We start from the raw sequence: 17539 nt of genomic DNA on the forward strand, positions 1-17539 counted from the left end.
ATCCGTTCTCGAGGGGGACTTGATCAACCGTGCGGGCGCAGCGCGGCGACCGCGCGAGGAGCCAGCGCGACCTGGCCCTCCGAGGTGGCTCCGGTCAGCAGGTCTTCAGCCGCCTCCGGGATGGGCACACGCACCGGCTCAGGGCCGTGGTTGAGCAGGAACAACACGTCGCCGCGGCGGACCGCCTCGACGCCCGGCGGCAGCCGGACTCCGTCGGGCAGGACCCCGCGCACGCCGGCGTCGGCCAGCGCCCGCGCGGTGATCTCGCCGAGCGCGGCGGGCTCGGGCATGGTGGCGACGTACCAGGCGACGCCGTCGCCGGCGCGGTGCCGCAGCACCGCAGGATGCCCCGTTTCGCTGAACGTGGCCACCGCTTCGGCGCCTTCCGCGGCGATCAGCTCGGTCCAGGTGTGCGCGGTGAACTCGGGACCGCCGTCCCATCGGCAGCGCACCTCGCCCGCGACGGGCTGCCACTCCTCGCCGGACGCGCCGAGCACCGCGCGCAGCGGCGCGGGGAACCGGCCGGTGCGGATGTGCGCCCGCTCGTCGGCGATCCCGGAGAACGGCCCGACGACCAGCACCCCGCCGCCGCGTACGTAGCCCGTCAGCGCCGCCGCGTCCGCGTCGGTCACCAGGAACAGGTTCGGCACCACGACCAGCGCGTACGCGCTCAGGTCGGCGGAGGGCGGCACGAGGTCCACGCTCACGCCGCGCTCCCAGAGCGGCACGTAGTAGGCGAGCAGCTGGTCGGCGGCGCCCAGCCGGTCGCTGGGGCGGCCGCGCTCCTCCAGCGCCCACCAGCTCGTCCAGTCGAAGACCATCGCCACCCGCGCCGGCACCGGCTGCCCCGCCACGGAGGCGAGTTTGCGCAGCTCCTGGCCGTGCGCGCGGACCTCGGCGTGCAGCCGCGTGTCCGGCCCCGCGTGCGGCACCATCGCGGCGTGGAAACGCTCGGCGCCGAACCGGGATGCCCGCCACTGGAAGTAGCACAATCCGTCCGCGCCGCGGGCGAGCGCCTGCAGCGACTCCAGCCGGAGCTGGCCGGGCGGTTTGGGCAGGTTGTGCGGCCGCCAGTTGACGGCGCCGGCGGACTGCTCCATCAGCAGCCACGGCAGCCCCCGGCCGAGGCCGCGCATCAGGTCGTGGGTGAGGGCGGTGCGGGCGGGGGAGAGCGGGTCCTCGGGGTCGGGGTAGCAGTCGTTGGAGACGATGTCCTCCTCGCCGGCCCACGCCCAGGAGTCCACGGGCTTGAACAGGCCCATGAAGTTCGTGGTGATCGGCACGTCCGGGGTGCGCTCGCGCAGGACGTCGCGTTCGGCGCGGTAGCAGGCGAGCAGCGCGTCGGAGCAGAAGCGCTGCCAGTCGAGCTGCTGCGTCGGGTTGATGATGTACGGGGCGCGGCGGGGCGTGATGATCTCGGCCCACTCGCTGTAACGCTGGCTCCAGAACGTGGTGCCCCACGCCTCGTTCAGCGTGTCCAGGTCGCCGTACCGCTGCTGGAGCCAGGCCCGGAACGCGGCCGCGGTCTCGTCGCAGTGGCAGACCTGGCCGTACTCGTTGCCCACGTGCCAGAGCGCCAGGGCGGGGTGGTCCGCGTACCGGTCGGCCAGGTCGGTCACGATCGCCAGTGCCCGCTCCCGGTAGACCGGGGACGACGGGCAGAACTGGTTGCGCGAGCCGTACCAGAGCCGGTGCCCGGACTCGTCGACCGGGAGCGTCTGCGGCCAGCGGTGGCCGAGCCAGGGCGGCGGCGAGGCGGTCGGCGTGGCCAGGTCCACTGCGACCCCGGCCCCGGCCATCAGGTCCATCACGCGGTCCAGCCAGCCGAAGTCGCGCGCGCCCGGCTCCGGCTCGAGCCGCGCCCAGCTGAAGACGCCGACCGTGACCAGGTTGACCCCGGCGGCCTTCATGAGCTCGGCGTCCTCGGCCCACACCTCCTCCGGCCACTGCTCGGGGTTGTAGTCGCCGCCGAACAGCAGCCCGCGCTCGCGGGTGAGCGTGTGCATCCCCGGCCGCGCCGTCATGACAGGCTCCGGGGCGGAGCGGAGCTGTCGCCGATCACCAGGCGGCAGGGCACCAGGTGCTGCCGCGGCGGGCCGGCGCCCTGCAGCCGGTCGATGAGCATGTGCGCGCCCAGCCTGCCCAGCTCGGTGCTGGGCGGCTCCAGCGTCGTCAGCTTCGGGTTGAACATCTCGGCGACCCTGGCCGACGACAAGACCAGGATCAGCGTCAGGTCCTCGGGGATGCGCCGGCCGTGTGCGGCCGCCGCCGCGATCACTCCGGCGGCCGCGTGGTCGTCCATCACCGCCAGCGCCGTCACCTCCGGGTGCGCCTGCAGCAGCCGCTCGAACGCCTCCCGGCCCTCCTCGGCGGACCCGGGCCGGTAGCCGTCCACGTAGTCGATTCCCGCGGCGCGGGCCGCCGCCGCGAACTCCTCGCCGGCCCGAATCGCGGGGCCGTAGCCGTCGGCGTACAGGTCGGCCGAGAGGTTGAAGAAGGCCAGCGTGCGATGCCCCAGCCCGGCCACGTGCGCCACCGCGTCGCGGGCCGTGGCCGCGAAGTCGATGTCGGCGTAGTCGATCGAGCCCGGCTCCCGGGTGCGCCCTATCATGCTGAACGGCACCCCGGCCGCCGACAGGAACGCGGTCCGCTCGTCGTCCAGCCGCACCTCCATCAGCAGCACGCCGTCCACCAGCCCGAGGCCGGTGAGGTGGCGCAGCTCGTCGATCGGGTCGGCGCTCTCCGGCGACAGCAGCAGGTGATAGCCCAGCTCGCTGGCCGCCTCGGCGGCACCGGTCGCGAACTGCATCTCGGTGAGGCCGAAACCGCTGCGCGGGGCGGGGAACAGCAGCGCCAGGATCCGGGTCCGCTTGCTCTGCAACCCGCGCGCCAGCAGGTTGGGGCGATAGCCGAGCTCCGCGGCGGCCTGCTCGATGCGCAGCTTGGTCGCCGCGGCCACCGGGCGGGTGCCGTTGAGCGCCGCCGAGACGGTGCTGACCGCCACCTGAGCCCGCTCGGCCACGTCACGGAGCGAAGACATGCTCCTCCCGCGATACCGTTGTCGAAACGTTTCGCATACCGTAGGGTCGGTTTAGCGGAGATGTCAATGGCGTTAAATCGGATGGCCGGAAACCCCGCTACGATCAGCCGGGTGCTGAGAGTCTCCGTCCCAGGACCACCAGAGCCGCCGATCATCGGCCATCTCGCCATGGGGGAGGAGCCCGGCCGGCCGGACGCGATCACCGTCGACTCGCGCACCCTGCGGCGCGGCGGGCGCCCCTGGTTCCCGGTCATGGGCGAGTTCCACTTCGCCCGCTACCCGGCCGCCGAGTGGCGGGAAGAGCTGCTCAAGGTGCGGGCCGGCGGGGTGACGGCCGTGGCCGCCTACGTCTTCTGGAATCTGCACGAGGAGCGTCGCGGCCACTACGACTGGCGGGGCGACCGTGACCTGCGCCGCTGGGTGACGACCTGCGCGGAGGCCGGGCTCGACGTGGTGGTGCGGGTCGGGCCGTGGGGGCATGGCGAGTCCCGCAACGGCGGCTTCCCCGACTGGCTGCTGGCCGAGGACTGCACGCCGCGCACCGACGACCCGCGCTACCTGGCCCTGGTGCGGCCGTTCTTCGCGCAGATCGGCCTGCAGGTGCGCGGGCTGACCAGGCGCGACGGCGGGCCCATCGTCGGCGTCCAGTTGGAGAACGAGCTGTACGACCAGCCCGGCCACCTGCTCACGCTCAAGCGCCTGGCCCAGGAGGCGGGCATCGACGCGCCGCTGTGGACGGCGACCGGCTGGGGGCACGCCCAGCTGCCGCCCGGCGAGGTGATCCCGCTGTTCGGCGGGTACGCCGAGGCCGCCTGGGACACCCCGCACGACGGGTGGCCGCGGCAGAGCCGGGCGCACTACTTCTTCGGGCCCGGCAGGGACGACGACTCGATCGGCGCCGACCTGCGCGGCGACGGCCCGTCCGGCACGGACGAGAGCCACCTCGCGCGCTACCCGTTCGCCACCTGCGAGCTGGGCGGCGGCATGTACACCTCCTACCACCGGCGGCCGATCGTCGCCGCCGCGGACGTGGCCGCGTTGTCGCTGGTGAAGCTGGGCAGCGGGTCCGTCTGGCAGGGCTACTACATGTTCCACGGCGGCTCGCAGAAGATCGGCGAGCTCAGCACCCTCCAGGAGTCGCACGCCACCGGCTACCCCAACGACTGCCCGATGATCAACTATGACTTCCAGGCGCCTCTGGGGGAGTACGGCCAGTTCCGCGAGTCCTACGTCCGCCTGCGGCTCCAGCACCTCTGGCTGGCCTCGGACGGCGCCGACCTCGCACCCATGACGCTCACCATGCCGCCGGACGCGCCCGCCGACACCGCCGACCGCGATTCCCTGCGCTGGTGCGTGCGCTCCGACGGCCGCTCCGGCTTCCTGTTCGTCAACAACCATCAGCCGGTTGAGACGCTGCCGGCGCACGAGAACGTGCAGTTCGCGGTCTGTCTGGGCGGCAGAGACCTGGTGGTGCCGCGCCGTCCCGTCACGGTGCCGCCGGGCGCGTACTTCGTCTGGCCACTCGCCCGCCCGGTCGGCGCGGCCACCCTCCTGACCGCCTCCGCCCAGCCCGTCTGCACGCTCGACGGCCCCGTCCTGGTGCTCGCGCAGGTCGCGGGCATCCCGGTCGAGCTGGCCTTCGACGCCTCCACCGTCGCCGCGATCGACGGCCCCGGGCTCGACCACCGCGGCGGCGCGCGGGCGACGGTGACGCGAGACGGCCCCGACGTGGTGGTGAGCGGCCTGCGCCCCGGCCCTGGCTGCCTGCTGCGGGTCACCGCCGCCGACGGGTCCGTGGCGCACGTGCTGGTCCTGGACGAGGAGAGCGCGCTCACCGCCACCCGCGCCCAGGCCTGGGGCGCCGACCGGCTGCTCCTCAGCCGCCGTCCCGCCGTCATCGACTATCAGCGGCTGGTGTTGTACGGCGGCGAAGGCACGAGTCCGGCGCCGCGCGACGGCGGGCACGGATCGGACGGCGGGCGTCCTTTGGACGGCGGACGCGCATCGGGCGGGGGGCACGGATCGGGCGGCAGGCACGGATCGCTGGGCGGTCGCGAGAGCGGCCGTCACGCCGGTGACCGGCTGCGTGTCTTCCCCGCCTTGACGGCGGCCGACGACTCGCCCCATGTGGCGACCGACGGCGTCTTCAGCGTCATCGAAGCGCTCGCCACGGATGCGGAGCCGATTGCGGCCGTCGCCGAGCAGGTGGCGGCGGCCGGGCCGCCCAGGCGGACGGTCATCGACGCCAAGTCCGGCCGGGCCTCCGCACCGGCCGACGCGGACTTCGACGCCGCCGCCGTCTACCGCGTCACCGTGCCCGCTGTCCTCCTCGACGGCGACGACGAGGTGCTGCTCCGGCTCGACTGGTCCGGCGACGTGGGCCGCGCCTCCATCGGCGGCCGCCTGGTGGCCGACCAGTTCTGGCACGGCGCGCCCTGGGAGATCGGCCTGCGCCGCTTCCGCCGCGAGCTCCTCGAACACGGGGACGTCGAGCTGCGCCTGCTGCCCTTCCCCGAGGACGCGCCGGTCTACGTCTCCCCGCAGGTCCGCTCCGCGAAGGGAACCCTGGAGCTGCGCTCGGCGACGTTCGTCCCGGTGCCGCGCACCACGCTCACGATCTAGAAGCCGCCGGCGCACCGCGATGCGCCGGCGGCTCCTTCCCCGAGTAGTGACTTCTCAGCAGGTGGAGTTGGTCTGCGTGAGCAGCGCCAGCCTCCATGGCAACGAGTTGTAGTCGCCGCTCGCGTTCGGGTCCATGCCCTGGTAGAGGTAGCGCATCTGGCACGGGCTGATCGTCAGCGTCTGGTCGTTGCTGTCGCGGATCATCTCGCCGTGGCTGATGTCCCTGGTCCAGGCGGTGCCGTCGAAGGTGACGTTGTTCGCGCGGGCGAACGGGTTGCTCTCGGTGTCGGCCAGCGGCGTCCACGTGCCGCCGATGCTCGTGGAGGTCCAGGAGCGGAAGTACCGCCTGCCGTCGGAGCCGATGGCCTCCACCAGCAGCAGATACTGGTCCGTGCCCTTGACCTTGTAGATGTTGCTGGCCTCCCACAGCCGGTACTTGTTGGAGTCCTGCAGCACGATCTGCGTGTTGGTGAAGCCGTTGGGGAAGTTCGCCACCGTCGTCTCCGAGCGGTAGAGGTGGCCGTTGTCATCGGAGGAGAACAGGTAGCACTTCGCGGTGTCGCAGATGACCCACATGTCGACCCAGTAGCCGCTGCCGATGTTCTGCCGGATGATGTCCGGCATGCTCGAGTAGAAGTGCTGCGGCGCGCTCCAGGACCGCGGGTTGGAGATGTCGGTCGTGGTCGAGTACGAGGCGTTGCCGGTCTGGTAGACCAGGTACCACTTGTTCTGCGGCGCGAAGTAGAACACCTGCGGCGCGGCCCGGTAACCGGTGCCGATCGCGCTCTGGTCCAGGTAGTGGTGCTGCGCGGCGCCGGCCTGGGCCCAGTCGGTGAAGTTCGTGTAGACCAGGTTGTAGCCGGCGCTGCTGGCGGTGCTGGCGAAGACGTGCCAGCGGCCGTTGTGGTAGACGACCGACGGGTCCTTGACCGCCGCGATGTTGCTGTGGGCGGCGTCGGGCTTGGGAGCGATCAGCGCGCCGGTGGAGCGCCAGCGGAAGCTGCTCGGCAGCGTGCCGGTGCCGCCCGTGGGCGTGACCGTCGGCGTGACCGTCGGCGTTGCGGTCGGCGTGCTGCCGCCGGTGCAGGGGGTGCCGTTGAGCGCGAAGTCCGACGGCACCGGGTTGGCGGAGCCGTTCCACGAGCCGTTGAAGCCGAACGACGTGCTCGCCCCGGTGGCGAGCGAGCCGTTGTAGGCGGCGTTGGAGACGGTGACCTGGGCGCCGGACTGCGCGACGGCGCCGTTCCACAGCTGCGTGATCGTCTGCCCGGCGGTGAACGACCAGGTCAGACGCCAGCTGGTGAGCGGATCACCCAGGTTGATAACGCTAACATTCACGCCGAAACCATTCGACCATTGGTTGGTCACCGTGTACTCCACACGGCAGCCGGGCGCGGCCTGCGCGGTCGGTGCGGCGATCAGGGCCAGGATGACCATCGTGGCGGCGGCCGCCGCGGCGATCCAGGACCGGGGGCGGTTGAGATGCACTGCGTCCTCCGTGTCGTAGCCGGTGGTCGACGAGCGTCTCAGGGATATTTCCGGCCAATCAATCAGAAACTTTCGGCCCCAGTCACTCCCGCCGCCTGCCTGGGACATCGTGGCAGGCGCGCGGCCGGCGAGGTGAAACTTTCAATGCCCGGTATGATCCCTTGCCGTCCGCGTGGAAATTGTTCGACACTCGGCGGAAATGTTTCGAGGAGCGAGGCCGGGCCATGGGCAGAGGGTTGAAGCTGATGATCGTCGCGGCTCTCGGCGCAGGGGTGCTGACGACCTCGCCCGCCATCGGCGACGGCAACGCGCCGAACGGGCACTGGGTGGACACCTGGACCGCGATGCCGCAGCTCACCGAGCCCCACAACCTGCCGCCCGCGCCGTACACGGCAGGCAACCTGGTCCTGGCAGACAGCACGCTGCGGCAGACCGTGCGGGTGTCGGCCGGCGGGCAGCGGATCCGGCTGCGCTTCTCCAACGCCTTCGGCGGCGCGCCCCTGCCCATCACCCGGGTCACCGTGGCATTCCCGGCCGGCGGCAGGGCGGGCGTCAGCGCGATCCAGCCGGGCACCACCCGGCCGGTGACGTTCCACGGCCGTCCGTCCACGACCGTCCCGGCCGGCGCCCTGGTGGTGTCCGACCCGCTGGACCTGCAGCTGCCCGCAGGCTCCGTGCTGGCCGTGACCGTCTACCTCGCCGAGGGACAGGCCTCCAGCGCCATCACCTCGCACCCGGGCTCGCGCACCACCTCCTACCTGGCGAAGGGCAACCAGGCCGACGCCGAGGACCTCGCCGGGGCGACCCCCGTCGACCACTGGTACTTCCTCAGCTCCATCGAAGTGTGGTCCAAGCGCTCCACCGCGGCGCTCGTCCTGCTCGGCGACTCCCTGACCGACGGCAGGGGCTCCACCACCAACCTCAACAACCGCTGGCCCGACCAGCTCTTCGACCGGCTGGGCCGCTCCGGTCCTGCCATCGCCAACCAGGCGGCCGGCGGCAACCGGGTGCTGAACGACGGCCTCGGCCCGGCCGCCCTGGCCCGGCTGGACCGCGACGTGCTCGCCCGCAGCGGCGCCGCATGGCTGATCGTCTTCGAGGGCGTCAACGACATCGGCACCGCCCCGGCCACGCAGGACGCCCAGAAGAAGGTCGCCGACGAGCTGATCGCCGCCTACGACCAGATCATCGTCCGGGCCCAGGCACGGGGCTTGGCCGTCTACGGGGCGACGCTCACCCCCTTCGGCGGCAACTCCTACGACGACGCCCAAGGGCTCAGGGACGCGACCCGGCAGGCGGTCAACGACTGGATCCGCACGAGCGGCAGGTTCGACGCCGTGATCGACTTCGACCGGGCGGTCCGCGATCCCGCCGACCCCCGGTGGCTGCTGACGTCGTACGACGTGGGCGACGGCCTGCATCTGAGCCCGGCCGGCTACCAGGCACTCGCGCACGCCGTGCCCGCCCGGTTGTTCCACCGGTGACGGACGCGCTCACATGGTGAGCTGGCGCCGGCGCTCGCTGCGCCACTCGACCGTCAGCACGGTCGCGTCGTCCTGCAGGCGGCCGCTCTGGTGCCGCAGGATGGCCTGGATCAGCCGGCGCAGCGTCTCCGGCGCCGACACGCCGTCGGCCTCCTGGCGGATGACGAAGTCGACGAAGCGCTCCAGCCCGAAGGTCTCCCCGTCCGGGCTCTGCGCCTCGATGATGCCGTCGGTGTAGAACAGCAGCCGGTCGCCGCGCTGCAGCTGGTAACGGAGTAGACCCGTGGAGATCCCCAGACCGAACCCCATCGGCGGGTCCGGGATGGGGGCGCTTTCCAGCGTGGTCACGCACTGGCCGCCGCGGATCACCAGCGGCGGATGGTGGCCGCGGTTGACCCAGCTCAGCTGCCCCGTACGCAGGTCCAGGCAGGCCAGAATGCCGGTGGCGAACCGGCCGGTGAAATGTTCCTTGATCGCCGCGTCCACGGCCTCGCTGATCGCGGGCAGCTCCATCCCCAGGCGGCGGTTGTGGCGGCACGACCCCATGGCGACGCTGGCGGTCAGCCCGGCCGACGTGTCGTGCCCCATCGCGTCGAACAGCGCCAGATGCAGCAGGGAGCCGTCGACCGCGTAGTCGTAGGCGTCGCCGCCCATCTCGTAGGCGGGCTCGAGCGCGGCGCTGACCACCACGTCGTCGCTGGCGAACGTGCCCGGCGGCAGCAGGGTCCACATCACCTCGGCCGACAGGGTCATCGGCCGGGCGCGGACCAGCCGGGCGAAGGAGTCGCTGTACGGCCGCTTGCTGATCATCAGCACCGCCACCAGGGACGCCAGCTGCTTGACCCGCCATTCGACCAGCTCGTCGTAGGCGGACACGGTCGCCCCCAGCACCCCGACCCGCTCGGTCCCGTCCAGCAGCGGCACCCACAACCGCCGCCCATCACCCGCCGGCACGGTCTTGGCCTGGATGATCTCCACGACGCGGAACGCGCGGCCCGCCATCGTGCTGTCGATCCTCATGGGCTCGAGCGGCTCCCCGGACGGGCCCAGCTGCCCCGGCAGCGGCACCAGGAGGAGTTGCTGCAGATCGGTTGCGTAGATCACGGTGTCGGAGCAGCCGAGCAGCCGGGCATGGGCGGCCACCAGGGCCGGCAGGTCCTCCATCGCGGCCAGGTGCGTGGCCTCGAGCAAACCGCCCAGCGTACGCTCACCGTCACTTTGCAACGGCTCCTCCTCCCCCGTGCATGTGACCCATACCCCGCCCACCGCCCGTCACCCAGCGCGACCAGGGCGGCAGCGGCGGGGTCAGCGCCAGCCGAGCTCGTCGTAGAAGGCGTCGCGCGCCCGCGCGAACGCCTCCCGGTCCAGCACGGCGCCCTTGTAAGGCCCTTCGGCGACCGGCTCGTCGTGCATCCGCGCGGGCAGCTCGTCGCGCCCGCCCATGCCTTCTCGGGCGGCGTACGCCCGCATCTCGTCGAGCCGCCGCTGCCCGGCCGCCAGCAGGTCCTCCAGCGTGAAGTCCCGGCCGAGCACGGCGGTGACGAGCGCGGTCAGGCGATCGATGGTCAGCGGCCTGGTGGGGGAGGAGGCGAACACGCACAGGTTGAGCGCGTCCAGCCCGCTCCACAACCGCAGCAGGCGGGCGCTGCGCCGCCCCCGCTCGGCGTCGAGCACGCCCGCGGGCGCCGGCCGGGCTCCGATCCTGGCGGCCTCGGGGAAGCTGTAGGCGAGCCCCGCCACGGGATCGAAGTCGAGATCGTGCTCCAAAGCGTCGTAACGTGGCCCGTTGGGGGCGAGGGCGTACCCGAGCCCGATCCCCGGCTGGATGCGCGGGTCGAAACAGGGCAACTCGGCGCCCTTGACGGTCATCGCGTATGGCGCGGTCTGCGGCCCGAGCCGCGCGGCCGCCCGCGCCGCCCCCTCGGCCAGCAGGTCGCCGAGCTCGCCGGCGCGCCGCGCGACGTCCCTGATCAGCCCGGGCAGCGCCGCGGCGTCGCCGAACGCGGGCCCGCCCGGCAGCAGCCCGCGCTCGGCACATTCCATCGCGAAGGCCAGCGTCCCGCCGAGGGAGACCTGGTCGAGCCCGAGATCGTTGCAGAGGGCGTTGGCGTCCAGCACGGTGTCGAGGTCGTCGATCCCGAGATTCCACCCCAGCGACAGGAACGCCTCCTGCCCGAGCCCGCCCGACCGGCGCTCGTCCGCGGACGGAGAGGCGTACACCTTGAGGCAGTCGTTCGGGCACCCGGGACAGGCGCCCCTGAGCGCCACCGCCCGGCCGTCATAGTCCCGCACGCCGGGAACGCGCAATCCCCCTGGCAGTGTGAAGTTCCGGACGGAGGCGTACCCGGGGACCGGCGGCTCCCCGGCCCAGCCGGCGAACCCCGGCTCGCCGGCCTGGAGGGCGGCCAGCGGGTTGCCGGCGATCGCGTCACGGTAGTAGCGGTCGATCGCGGCGACCGCCGCCGGATCGGCGACCTCGGCCGGCGCGTCGCCCACGCACACGATCGCCTTGAGGTTCTTGGCGCCGAACACCGCGCCGATCCCATACCGCCCGGCGGCGTAGGCGTAGTCGGTGACGACGCTCGCGAACCGGACGAGGTTCTCCCCGGCCGGCCCGATCGCCGCGACGTGCGCGCCCTGCCCATGCCGCGCCCGGAGCGCGTAGGTGGTGGCGGCGGTGCCCAGCCCGCGCAACTCCCCGGCCTCGTGACACGAGACCTCGCCATCGCGGACCACCAGATAGGAAAGCCGCTCGGCGCGCCCCGTCACCGCCAGCGCCTTGACGCCGGCGCCCCGCAATCCCGCCGCGAACGGCCCCAGCGCATGCGCCTCCCCGGCCACCCCGGTCAACGGCGACTTGGCCAGGAAGACGCCCTTGGCCAGGCCGGGCGCGCGCGTCCCGCCGAGCACCCCCGCCGCCACGAACACCAACGCCCGAGGGTCGAAGGGGTCGAGCCCGGCGGGGGTGCGCTCGGCGATCAACCGCAGCCCGAGCATGGACCCGCCGTAGTGTCCCGGCTCGCCGAAGCGGTGCTCACGCTCGACGGTCCCGCTGGTCAGATCGACGATCGACGGCACGGCACGACCTCCCTTAGACGCTGCGGCGGCACACCATCACACAACACTTGCGCGTCGCAAGCCCAGCTGCGGGCAGGGGAGCCGGATGAAACGCTTCTTCAAGGCCATGCTGCCGCACCGGTCGGCACGTTCGCCCCGCGACGGTGACCGCGGGGCGAACCAGGGAGGGACGTCCAGATGACAGGAACCGTCGCCGTCGTGACCGGAGCCGCGCGTGGCGTGGGCCGCGGCATCGCGCTCGTCCTCGGCGAGACCGGGGCGACCGTCTACGTCACCGACCGCGAGAGCCGTGATCAGCGCCACTCCGATCTGCCGGGCACGGTCGAGGACACCGCCGAGCAGGTGGACGAGCGCGGCGGGCGCGGCGTTCCCGTCCACGTCGACCACGCCGACGACCAGGCCGTCGAGGCGCTCTTCCAGCGGGTACGCGCCGCGCACGGCGGCCTCGACCTGCTGGTCGCGAACGCGTTCGACGGCAACGCCCTGCCGTTCCACGGCGGGCCGTTCTGGACGCTCCCGCTCGACCACTGGCACAACATGATGCACCTTGGGGTACGCAGCCACCTCGTGTCCGCGTGGCACGCCGCCCCGCTGCTGATCGAGAGGCGGGGCCTGGTCGTGCTCACCGGGTACGCCGACGCGTCCGCGGAGGTGATCGCCGGTCACGTCTTCTACGACCTGGCCATGACGAGCGTCGCCCGCCTGGCCCGTACTCTCGCCCACGACCTGCGCCCGCACGGCGTCACCGCGCTCACCCTGTCACCCGGCCTCACCCGCACGGAGGCGATCGTCGCGGTGCTCGGCGACGACCTGCCGGGCAGCGACTCGGTGGAGTTCCCCGGTCGGGCCGTTCGCGCCCTGCTGGAGGACCCCGGCGTGGCCCGGCACTCGGGCCGCACGCTCACCGTCGCCGACCTCGCCAAGGAGTACGGCTTCACCGACGTCTGACCGCGGATTTCCCGGACCTCCCTGGGCGATCCACACGATAAGGCATGGGTTCGCTGCCTTACGAAAGCTTCTCGAAGAAGAACTCGTGCTTCAGGAACGACGTGTCGTATTCGCTGCCGGGATACGGCGGGTTGAGCTGCGAGGCCTGGAACAGCCGCCAGCCGTCCCGCAGGGCGTCCACCCCGGTCTCGTACGGCGGCTCGTCCCCGTCCCCCGTGGTCGGTTGGGTACGCCCGGTGCCGTCGTAGGAGGACCAGCCCACCACGGGCGCGTCCAGCGCGGAGGTGGCCAGGTAGAGAACGAGGACCTGCTGCTTCATGCGACGACCCTCCCGGGGCGGTTGTTCACGCGTGTCGTCCAGTAGTCGATGTCGAACGCCGGGTCGGCGGTCATCGCCCGCCACAGGCGCACCCGGTTGTGGATCTCCAGCCGCCCTGTCGCGTGCTCGTACCAGGGGAAACGCCGGTTCAGCTCGTCGGCCACGGCCGGGTCGGCCAGGTCGGAGGTGTCCCAGAGGCGCACCTGCGGCACGGTCGGGTTGAAACGGATCTTGAACATGTACCGGCGCTGGTCGCTGTCGTTGCGCCGGCCGCCGTGCCAGATGCCATGGTGCAGCAGCATCACGGTCCCGGGCGGGCAGGTCAGCCGGGTCTGCCCGCGCAGGTTCTGGTAGCGGCCGGTGTCGCTCTCGTTGATGCGGCGCAGGTGGCTGCCCGGGACCACCAGGGTGCCGCCCATGTCCGCGCTCACCTCGCGCGGGTAGTACATGAGCTGCACGTCGAAGGCGTCCATGCGGGTGTCGATGATGGCGTCGGCGTGCAGCGGCTGGGCCTCTCCGCCACGCGGCTCGCGCACGTGCACGGCGTGGTGGTCGACGGTCGGGTCCGGGCCGACCAGGGAGCGCAGGGCTCCGGCGACCGCGGGCACCTCGACCAGCCTGCGGGCGAAGGACCCTTCAGGGAAGGCGACGTCGAGCGGGGTCCCGTACGGCACGTGGGGGATGCCCGCCTCCAGCGCGTCGATCGCCTGCTCGTTCAGCTCGTCCGGGACGACCCCGTCGAGCCGCAGGTAGCCGGCCGCCACGAACCCGGCCACCTGCGCCGAAGTCAGCAAAGTGGTTCGCATGCCACGAACCTACGATCACGCATACGTCATGTAATGGGTTGTAATCATCGACTCGTGGTCGGTTTTCACCTATATATATGTGTCTATGCGCAGAGTCGCCCTCGCCCTGTCCGACCCTCCGGTCGTGGCCGGGGCGGGCGTGGGCGTGCACGGCGTCGTCAGCTCGCACGACGTGTTCAAACTGCCCGACCTGTGGCAACTCCACCTGTACGGCTACACCGCCGAGCTGGTGCTCGAAGGCACCACCCACCCGATCAGGCCCGGCCACGTCAGCCTCGTCCCGCCCGGCGCCGAGGTGCACTACCACTACCGGGGCAGGTCGGAGCACCTGTACGCGCACTTCCGCCTGCCCGGTGCCGGCGAGCGGCGCGACGTGGCCGTCATGCGCGACGCCGGGGACCAGGCGCCCCTCATCGCGGCCTCGCTGCGGCAGGCCATCGCCGCCGTGCCCGACACCCGGGCGCGGGCGTCGGCCGAGGTGTGGACGGTGCTCTGGCGGGTGGCCGGGCTGCCCGTGGCCGGCAGCGCGGACGCGGTCGTGGCGGCCGCCATCGAGCACATCGAGGCGGACCTGGCGGCACCGCTGAGCGTGCCCGGCATCGCCCGTGCCGCCGGGGTCTCCCACAACCACCTCACCCGCCTGTTCCGCGCGCACACCGGGCACACCGTCGTCGGCTACATCCGCCGCCGGCGCTTGGCGCGGGCGCTGCACCTGCTGCGCGAGTCGACGCTGGCGATCCCCGCGATCGCCGCCGCCGTGGGCATCCCGGACCTGCAGGCGTTCAACAAGGCCTGCCGCCGCGAACTGGGCGCCTCGCCCCGGGCCTTACGGGCCCAGGGCGGCCCCGCCGGCGGCCGGTGAGCCCGCGCGTCACTCGTACGGCGTCAGGAAGTCCTTCGGCCGCAGCGCCCGCGCCACGATCCGCACGTCACCGATCCAGCCGTAGTACCCCTGCCCGTACTTCAGCGCGAACTGGGTGCCCCCGATCGCGAACGGCCTGCCCAGTGTGGAGATGCCCTTCGACGGCTGGGCAGGGTTCCGGGCGATCTTCGATCCGTCCACGTACATCACGGTCCGCCGCGCGTCGTTGACGACCGCGACGTGCGTCCAGCGCCCGACCGGCAGGGAGTGGCTCCACGACGTGGGGTCGGCGTCCCGGTCGGTCGGATACACGACATACTGCAGGAACCGCTCGGGCGACAGGTTGAGGCTGCACGTCGGCTCCTCGGGCGACCAGCCACTGGTCTTGCCCGCGTCGCCGCTGCGGCCCTCCCAGCACAGGATGCCCATCCACGCGTGGTCGCCGGCGAACGGGTCCGGCAGCTTGATGAACGCCTCGATCGTGTACCCGGTCTCGAACGTCATGCTGTTGATCGGGGCGGCGGCCGACGACCTGAGCACGGCGCCCCGGTCGGGGCCCTTGCCGCCGTCGAAGCGCAGGCTGGCGTGGGCCGGCTGGCCCTCGTGGTGCTCGGCCGACCACTTCAGCACCCCGGGGCCGCTGGCGTGCAGCAACTCCATGGTCAGGTCGTTGCCGCCGTCGGTGAGGTCACGCACGACCGCGCCCGCGGGGACGACCGCGCCGTCCGCCCCCGCGCCGCCGAACCCCTCGGCGTCGAACCGCCAGTACGCCACCGTCCCCCTCGGCATCACGGCCTTCGCCGGCCGGGCCGGAGGCAGGGTGCGCGGGGCGAACCCGGCGAACCGCTCGTCGAAGTCGATGTGGATGCTGAAGCGGTCCACGGGCCCGGTCAGCTCGAGGTTCTCCGCCTCCAGGAGCGTGCGGTCCTCCGGGTCGCGATCGAGCAGCCACGGCGACAGGGTTTCCACGTCGATCACGTTCCGCACCAGGTCGAAGGCGTAGAGCCGGACCATGCCCGCGCCGCCGTAGTAGCGGTCCTGGTAGTTGGCGATGTGCACGTGCACGTCGTGTCCCGCGTCGTTCTTGAGCACCGTCCGGCCGGGCGGCCAGTAGTGACCGTTGAGCGTCAGGAAGATCTGGTCGTTGCGCCGGATCAGCGTGTCCCACAGCCGCTGGCCGTACTGCGACAGCGCCGCCTTCCCGGATGCGTCGGCCCAGGCCAGGTCGTGCGTGGTGAGGATGGCGGGCAGCGTGCGGTTGGCGTCGAGGACGCCCTGCGCCCACTGCAGGCCCTTGTCCGAGATGCGCCAGTCCAGCGCCAGCACCAGCCATCGCCTCCCGCTCCCGCCGGCCTCCAGCACGTGGTAAGTGTTGTAGCCGTCGGGCGAGGCGCCGCGGAACGTCGGCATCCTGGCATACCTGGCCGGGCCGAACGCCCGCAGGTACGCGCTGTCGCCGCGCTGGTCGTCGGTCGAGGACCGGACATCGTGGTTGCCGGCGAGCACGCTGTAGGACAGCTTGCCGTCGATGGCCTTGAACGCGTCGCCGGCCAGGCCGATCTCGTCCTCGGTGCCGTGCTCGGTCACGTCACCCAGGTGCGTCATGAACGCGATGTTCCTGCTCTCGCGCTCCTCTCCGGTGAGGAAGCGGAACGTCTGGCGTACGGGGGCGGGGTCGGAGCGGTCCTCGTCGAAGAGGTACTGCGTGTCGGGCAGCACGCCGATGGTGAAGCGGGGGTTGTCCCGGTCGTACCTGCCGCCGGTCGCGGCTTGGGCAGGGGTGGCGCTCATGCTCAACAGGGCTCCGGCGGGCGCGGCGACGGCCGCCTGGAGTAACGTGCGGCGGCCGAGCGAGGGGTGGGTCATGGGGTTCTCCGTTTCAGGATGCCGCGCAGCACCATGAGCCGCGCACTCCGGTAGGTTGGCCGACCATGGAGGAACGCCAACGCCTGAACCGTCCACGACGCCCCGCCCGCGCCGTAGCCGCGGCCGTGGCCCTCGCCTGCCTCGCCTCCTGCGGCCATGCGGCCCCCGCGGGGGACGCCGGCGCGTCCGGGAGCAGCCGATACGCGGCGTCGTCGCCGGCGACCCCCTCTCCCAGCACGACGGCGAGCCCGTCCGCGGCCGGCGACCTCCCCGCCCCCGGCGCGGCCGTCCCCAAGGACGCCGCCCGGCTGGCCGCCGCCCTGCGCAAGACCACCACCGCGCTGCACGCCGCCATCGACCGCTGGTCCAAGAAGGGCGAGCCGCCCCAGGACATCCAGCTCCTCGCCCTCTACCAGCAGCGCATCTACCGCCACGCCGCCCGCAACCCCGCGGTCGCCTCCCAGGCCTTCGCCCGCCTGCCCGCCGCGCTCGCCGCCCAGGCCAAGGACAACACGACCGCGATCCGCGGGCTGCTCGCCCTGGCCCACCCCGTCAAGCCGTCCGCCACGTTCAAGGTCGCCGCCCCTCGCCCGGCGGCCGAGCTGCTCGGCTACTTCAAGAAGGCCGAGCGCCGATTCGGGGTGGAGTGGGAGGTGCTGGCGGCGGTGATGTTCGCCGAGACCAAGTTCGGGCGGGTGAGGTCCGCCAGCCACACCGGCGCCCAGGGGCCCATGCAGTTCATGCCCGGGACGTGGCGGGCGTACGGAATGGGCGGCGACGTCCACGATCACCAGGACGCCGTCATGGCGGCGGCCAACTACCTGCGCGCCAGCGGCGCCCCGGGCAACTACCGGCGGGCCCTGTACGCCTACAACCATTCGCAGGCGTACGTGGACGCCATCCTCCGGCACGCCCGCCAGATCAAGCGGGACGCGAGGAACTACTACGTCTACTACAACTGGCAGGTGTTCGTCCTCACCACGGCCGGCGAGCGCCGCCTGACCGGTCCGCGCTGACCCAGGCCGG

Annotated in this window: 13 protein-coding genes; 5 read left to right on the forward strand and 8 right to left on the reverse strand. The window is 72.4% G+C overall.

The annotated features are described in order from the left end of the window. Positions 1-23 precede the first annotated feature (23 nt). Both OHA25_RS33465 and OHA25_RS33470 read right to left on the reverse strand, forming a co-directional pair. Positions 24-2024: a beta-galactosidase gene (locus OHA25_RS33465; RefSeq protein WP_327580911.1), complete on the reverse strand. Its 2001-nt coding sequence runs from the start codon at positions 2022-2024 to the stop codon at positions 24-26. After that, a complete protein-coding gene (locus OHA25_RS33470; protein ID WP_327580912.1) occupies positions 2021-3040 on the reverse strand; it encodes a LacI family DNA-binding transcriptional regulator in 1020 nt (339 codons plus the stop codon). Before OHA25_RS33470 ends, OHA25_RS33465 begins: the two co-directional genes overlap by 4 nt. Positions 3041-3151: 111 nt before the next feature. Between OHA25_RS33470 and OHA25_RS33475 the strand changes: the two genes are divergently transcribed. Further along, positions 3152-5662: a beta-galactosidase gene (locus OHA25_RS33475; RefSeq protein ID WP_327580913.1), complete on the forward strand. Its 2511-nt coding sequence runs from the start codon at positions 3152-3154 to the stop codon at positions 5660-5662. A 54-nt stretch (positions 5663-5716) separates the two neighbouring features. Here the strand turns inward: OHA25_RS33475 and OHA25_RS33480 are convergent, their stop codons facing one another. Next, positions 5717-7150 carry a non-reducing end alpha-L-arabinofuranosidase family hydrolase gene (locus OHA25_RS33480; protein ID WP_327580914.1) on the reverse strand — a complete coding sequence of 478 codons (1434 nt, stop codon included), beginning with the start codon at positions 7148-7150 and terminating at the stop codon, positions 5717-5719. Positions 7151-7374: 224 nt separating this feature from the next. Here OHA25_RS33480 and OHA25_RS33485 point away from each other — a divergent pair, with 224 nt between their 5' ends. Next, positions 7375-8634 carry an SGNH/GDSL hydrolase family protein gene (locus OHA25_RS33485; RefSeq protein ID WP_327580915.1) on the forward strand — a complete coding sequence of 420 codons (1260 nt, stop codon included), beginning with the start codon at positions 7375-7377 and terminating at the stop codon, positions 8632-8634. 9 nt (positions 8635-8643) lie between these two features. Here OHA25_RS33485 and OHA25_RS33490 read toward each other — a convergent pair whose 3' ends face one another. Then, positions 8644-9825: a PP2C family protein-serine/threonine phosphatase gene (locus OHA25_RS33490; RefSeq protein ID WP_327580916.1), complete on the reverse strand. Its 1182-nt coding sequence runs from the start codon at positions 9823-9825 to the stop codon at positions 8644-8646. 114 nt (positions 9826-9939) lie between these two features. Beyond that, the gene (locus tag OHA25_RS33495) at positions 9940-11712 is read right to left on the reverse strand and encodes an aldehyde ferredoxin oxidoreductase C-terminal domain-containing protein (protein WP_327580917.1); all 1773 of its coding nucleotides are present in this window, start codon (positions 11710-11712) and stop codon (positions 9940-9942) included. Positions 11713-11889: 177 nt separating this feature from the next. Here OHA25_RS33495 and OHA25_RS33500 point away from each other — a divergent pair, with 177 nt between their 5' ends. Then, complete coding sequence (locus OHA25_RS33500) at positions 11890-12660, forward strand: SDR family oxidoreductase (protein ID WP_327580918.1); 771 nt, start codon at positions 11890-11892, stop codon at positions 12658-12660. 58 nt (positions 12661-12718) lie between these two features. Here OHA25_RS33500 and OHA25_RS33505 read toward each other — a convergent pair whose 3' ends face one another. Both OHA25_RS33505 and OHA25_RS33510 read right to left on the reverse strand, forming a co-directional pair. Then, positions 12719-12979 (reverse strand): hypothetical protein, encoded by a 261-nt coding sequence (locus OHA25_RS33505; protein ID WP_327580919.1) that lies wholly within the window; start codon positions 12977-12979, stop codon positions 12719-12721. Next, positions 12976-13785: a phytanoyl-CoA dioxygenase family protein gene (locus tag OHA25_RS33510; RefSeq protein ID WP_327580920.1), complete on the reverse strand. Its 810-nt coding sequence runs from the start codon at positions 13783-13785 to the stop codon at positions 12976-12978. The genes OHA25_RS33505 and OHA25_RS33510 overlap by 4 nt, the downstream gene beginning before the upstream one ends. 85 nt (positions 13786-13870) lie before the next feature. Here OHA25_RS33510 and OHA25_RS33515 point away from each other — a divergent pair, with 85 nt between their 5' ends. Next, on the forward strand, positions 13871-14647 hold the full coding sequence (locus OHA25_RS33515) for an AraC family transcriptional regulator (RefSeq protein WP_305921380.1): 777 nt from the start codon (positions 13871-13873) through the stop codon (positions 14645-14647). A gap of 9 nt (positions 14648-14656) precedes the next feature. On the opposite strand, the gene OHA25_RS33520 is transcribed toward OHA25_RS33515, so the two are convergent. Continuing rightward, positions 14657-16513, reverse strand: coding sequence for a LamG-like jellyroll fold domain-containing protein (locus OHA25_RS33520; RefSeq protein WP_327580921.1), 1857 nt, complete (start codon positions 16511-16513; stop codon positions 14657-14659). A 65-nt stretch (positions 16514-16578) separates the two neighbouring features. Between OHA25_RS33520 and OHA25_RS33525 the strand changes: the two genes are divergently transcribed. Then, positions 16579-17529, forward strand: coding sequence for a lytic transglycosylase domain-containing protein (locus OHA25_RS33525; RefSeq protein ID WP_327580922.1), 951 nt, complete (start codon positions 16579-16581; stop codon positions 17527-17529). Positions 17530-17539 lie beyond the last annotated feature (10 nt).

It is taken from the genome of Nonomuraea sp. NBC_00507 (assembly GCF_036013525.1).
In the GTDB taxonomy this organism is placed as follows: Bacteria; Actinomycetota; Actinomycetes; order Streptosporangiales; family Streptosporangiaceae; genus Nonomuraea.

What these genes read in the sequence shown, in the direction of transcription:
- OHA25_RS33525 (WP_327580922.1), top strand. Translation starts at nt 16,579, where the DNA reads ATGGAGGAACGCCAACGCCTGAACCGTCCACGACGCCCCGCCCGCGCC.
- OHA25_RS33500 (WP_327580918.1), top strand. Translation starts at nt 11,890, where the DNA reads ATGACAGGAACCGTCGCCGTCGTGACCGGAGCCGCGCGTGGCGTGGGC.
- OHA25_RS33485 (WP_327580915.1), top strand. Translation starts at nt 7,375, where the DNA reads ATGGGCAGAGGGTTGAAGCTGATGATCGTCGCGGCTCTCGGCGCAGGG.
- OHA25_RS33520 (WP_327580921.1), bottom strand. Translation starts at nt 16,513, where the DNA reads ATGACCCACCCCTCGCTCGGCCGCCGCACGTTACTCCAGGCGGCCGTC.
- OHA25_RS33515 (WP_305921380.1), top strand. Translation starts at nt 13,871, where the DNA reads ATGCGCAGAGTCGCCCTCGCCCTGTCCGACCCTCCGGTCGTGGCCGGG.
- OHA25_RS33510 (WP_327580920.1), bottom strand. Translation starts at nt 13,785, where the DNA reads ATGCGAACCACTTTGCTGACTTCGGCGCAGGTGGCCGGGTTCGTGGCG.
- OHA25_RS33470 (WP_327580912.1), bottom strand. Translation starts at nt 3,040, where the DNA reads ATGTCTTCGCTCCGTGACGTGGCCGAGCGGGCTCAGGTGGCGGTCAGC.
- OHA25_RS33505 (WP_327580919.1), bottom strand. Translation starts at nt 12,979, where the DNA reads ATGAAGCAGCAGGTCCTCGTTCTCTACCTGGCCACCTCCGCGCTGGAC.
- OHA25_RS33465 (WP_327580911.1), bottom strand. Translation starts at nt 2,024, where the DNA reads ATGACGGCGCGGCCGGGGATGCACACGCTCACCCGCGAGCGCGGGCTG.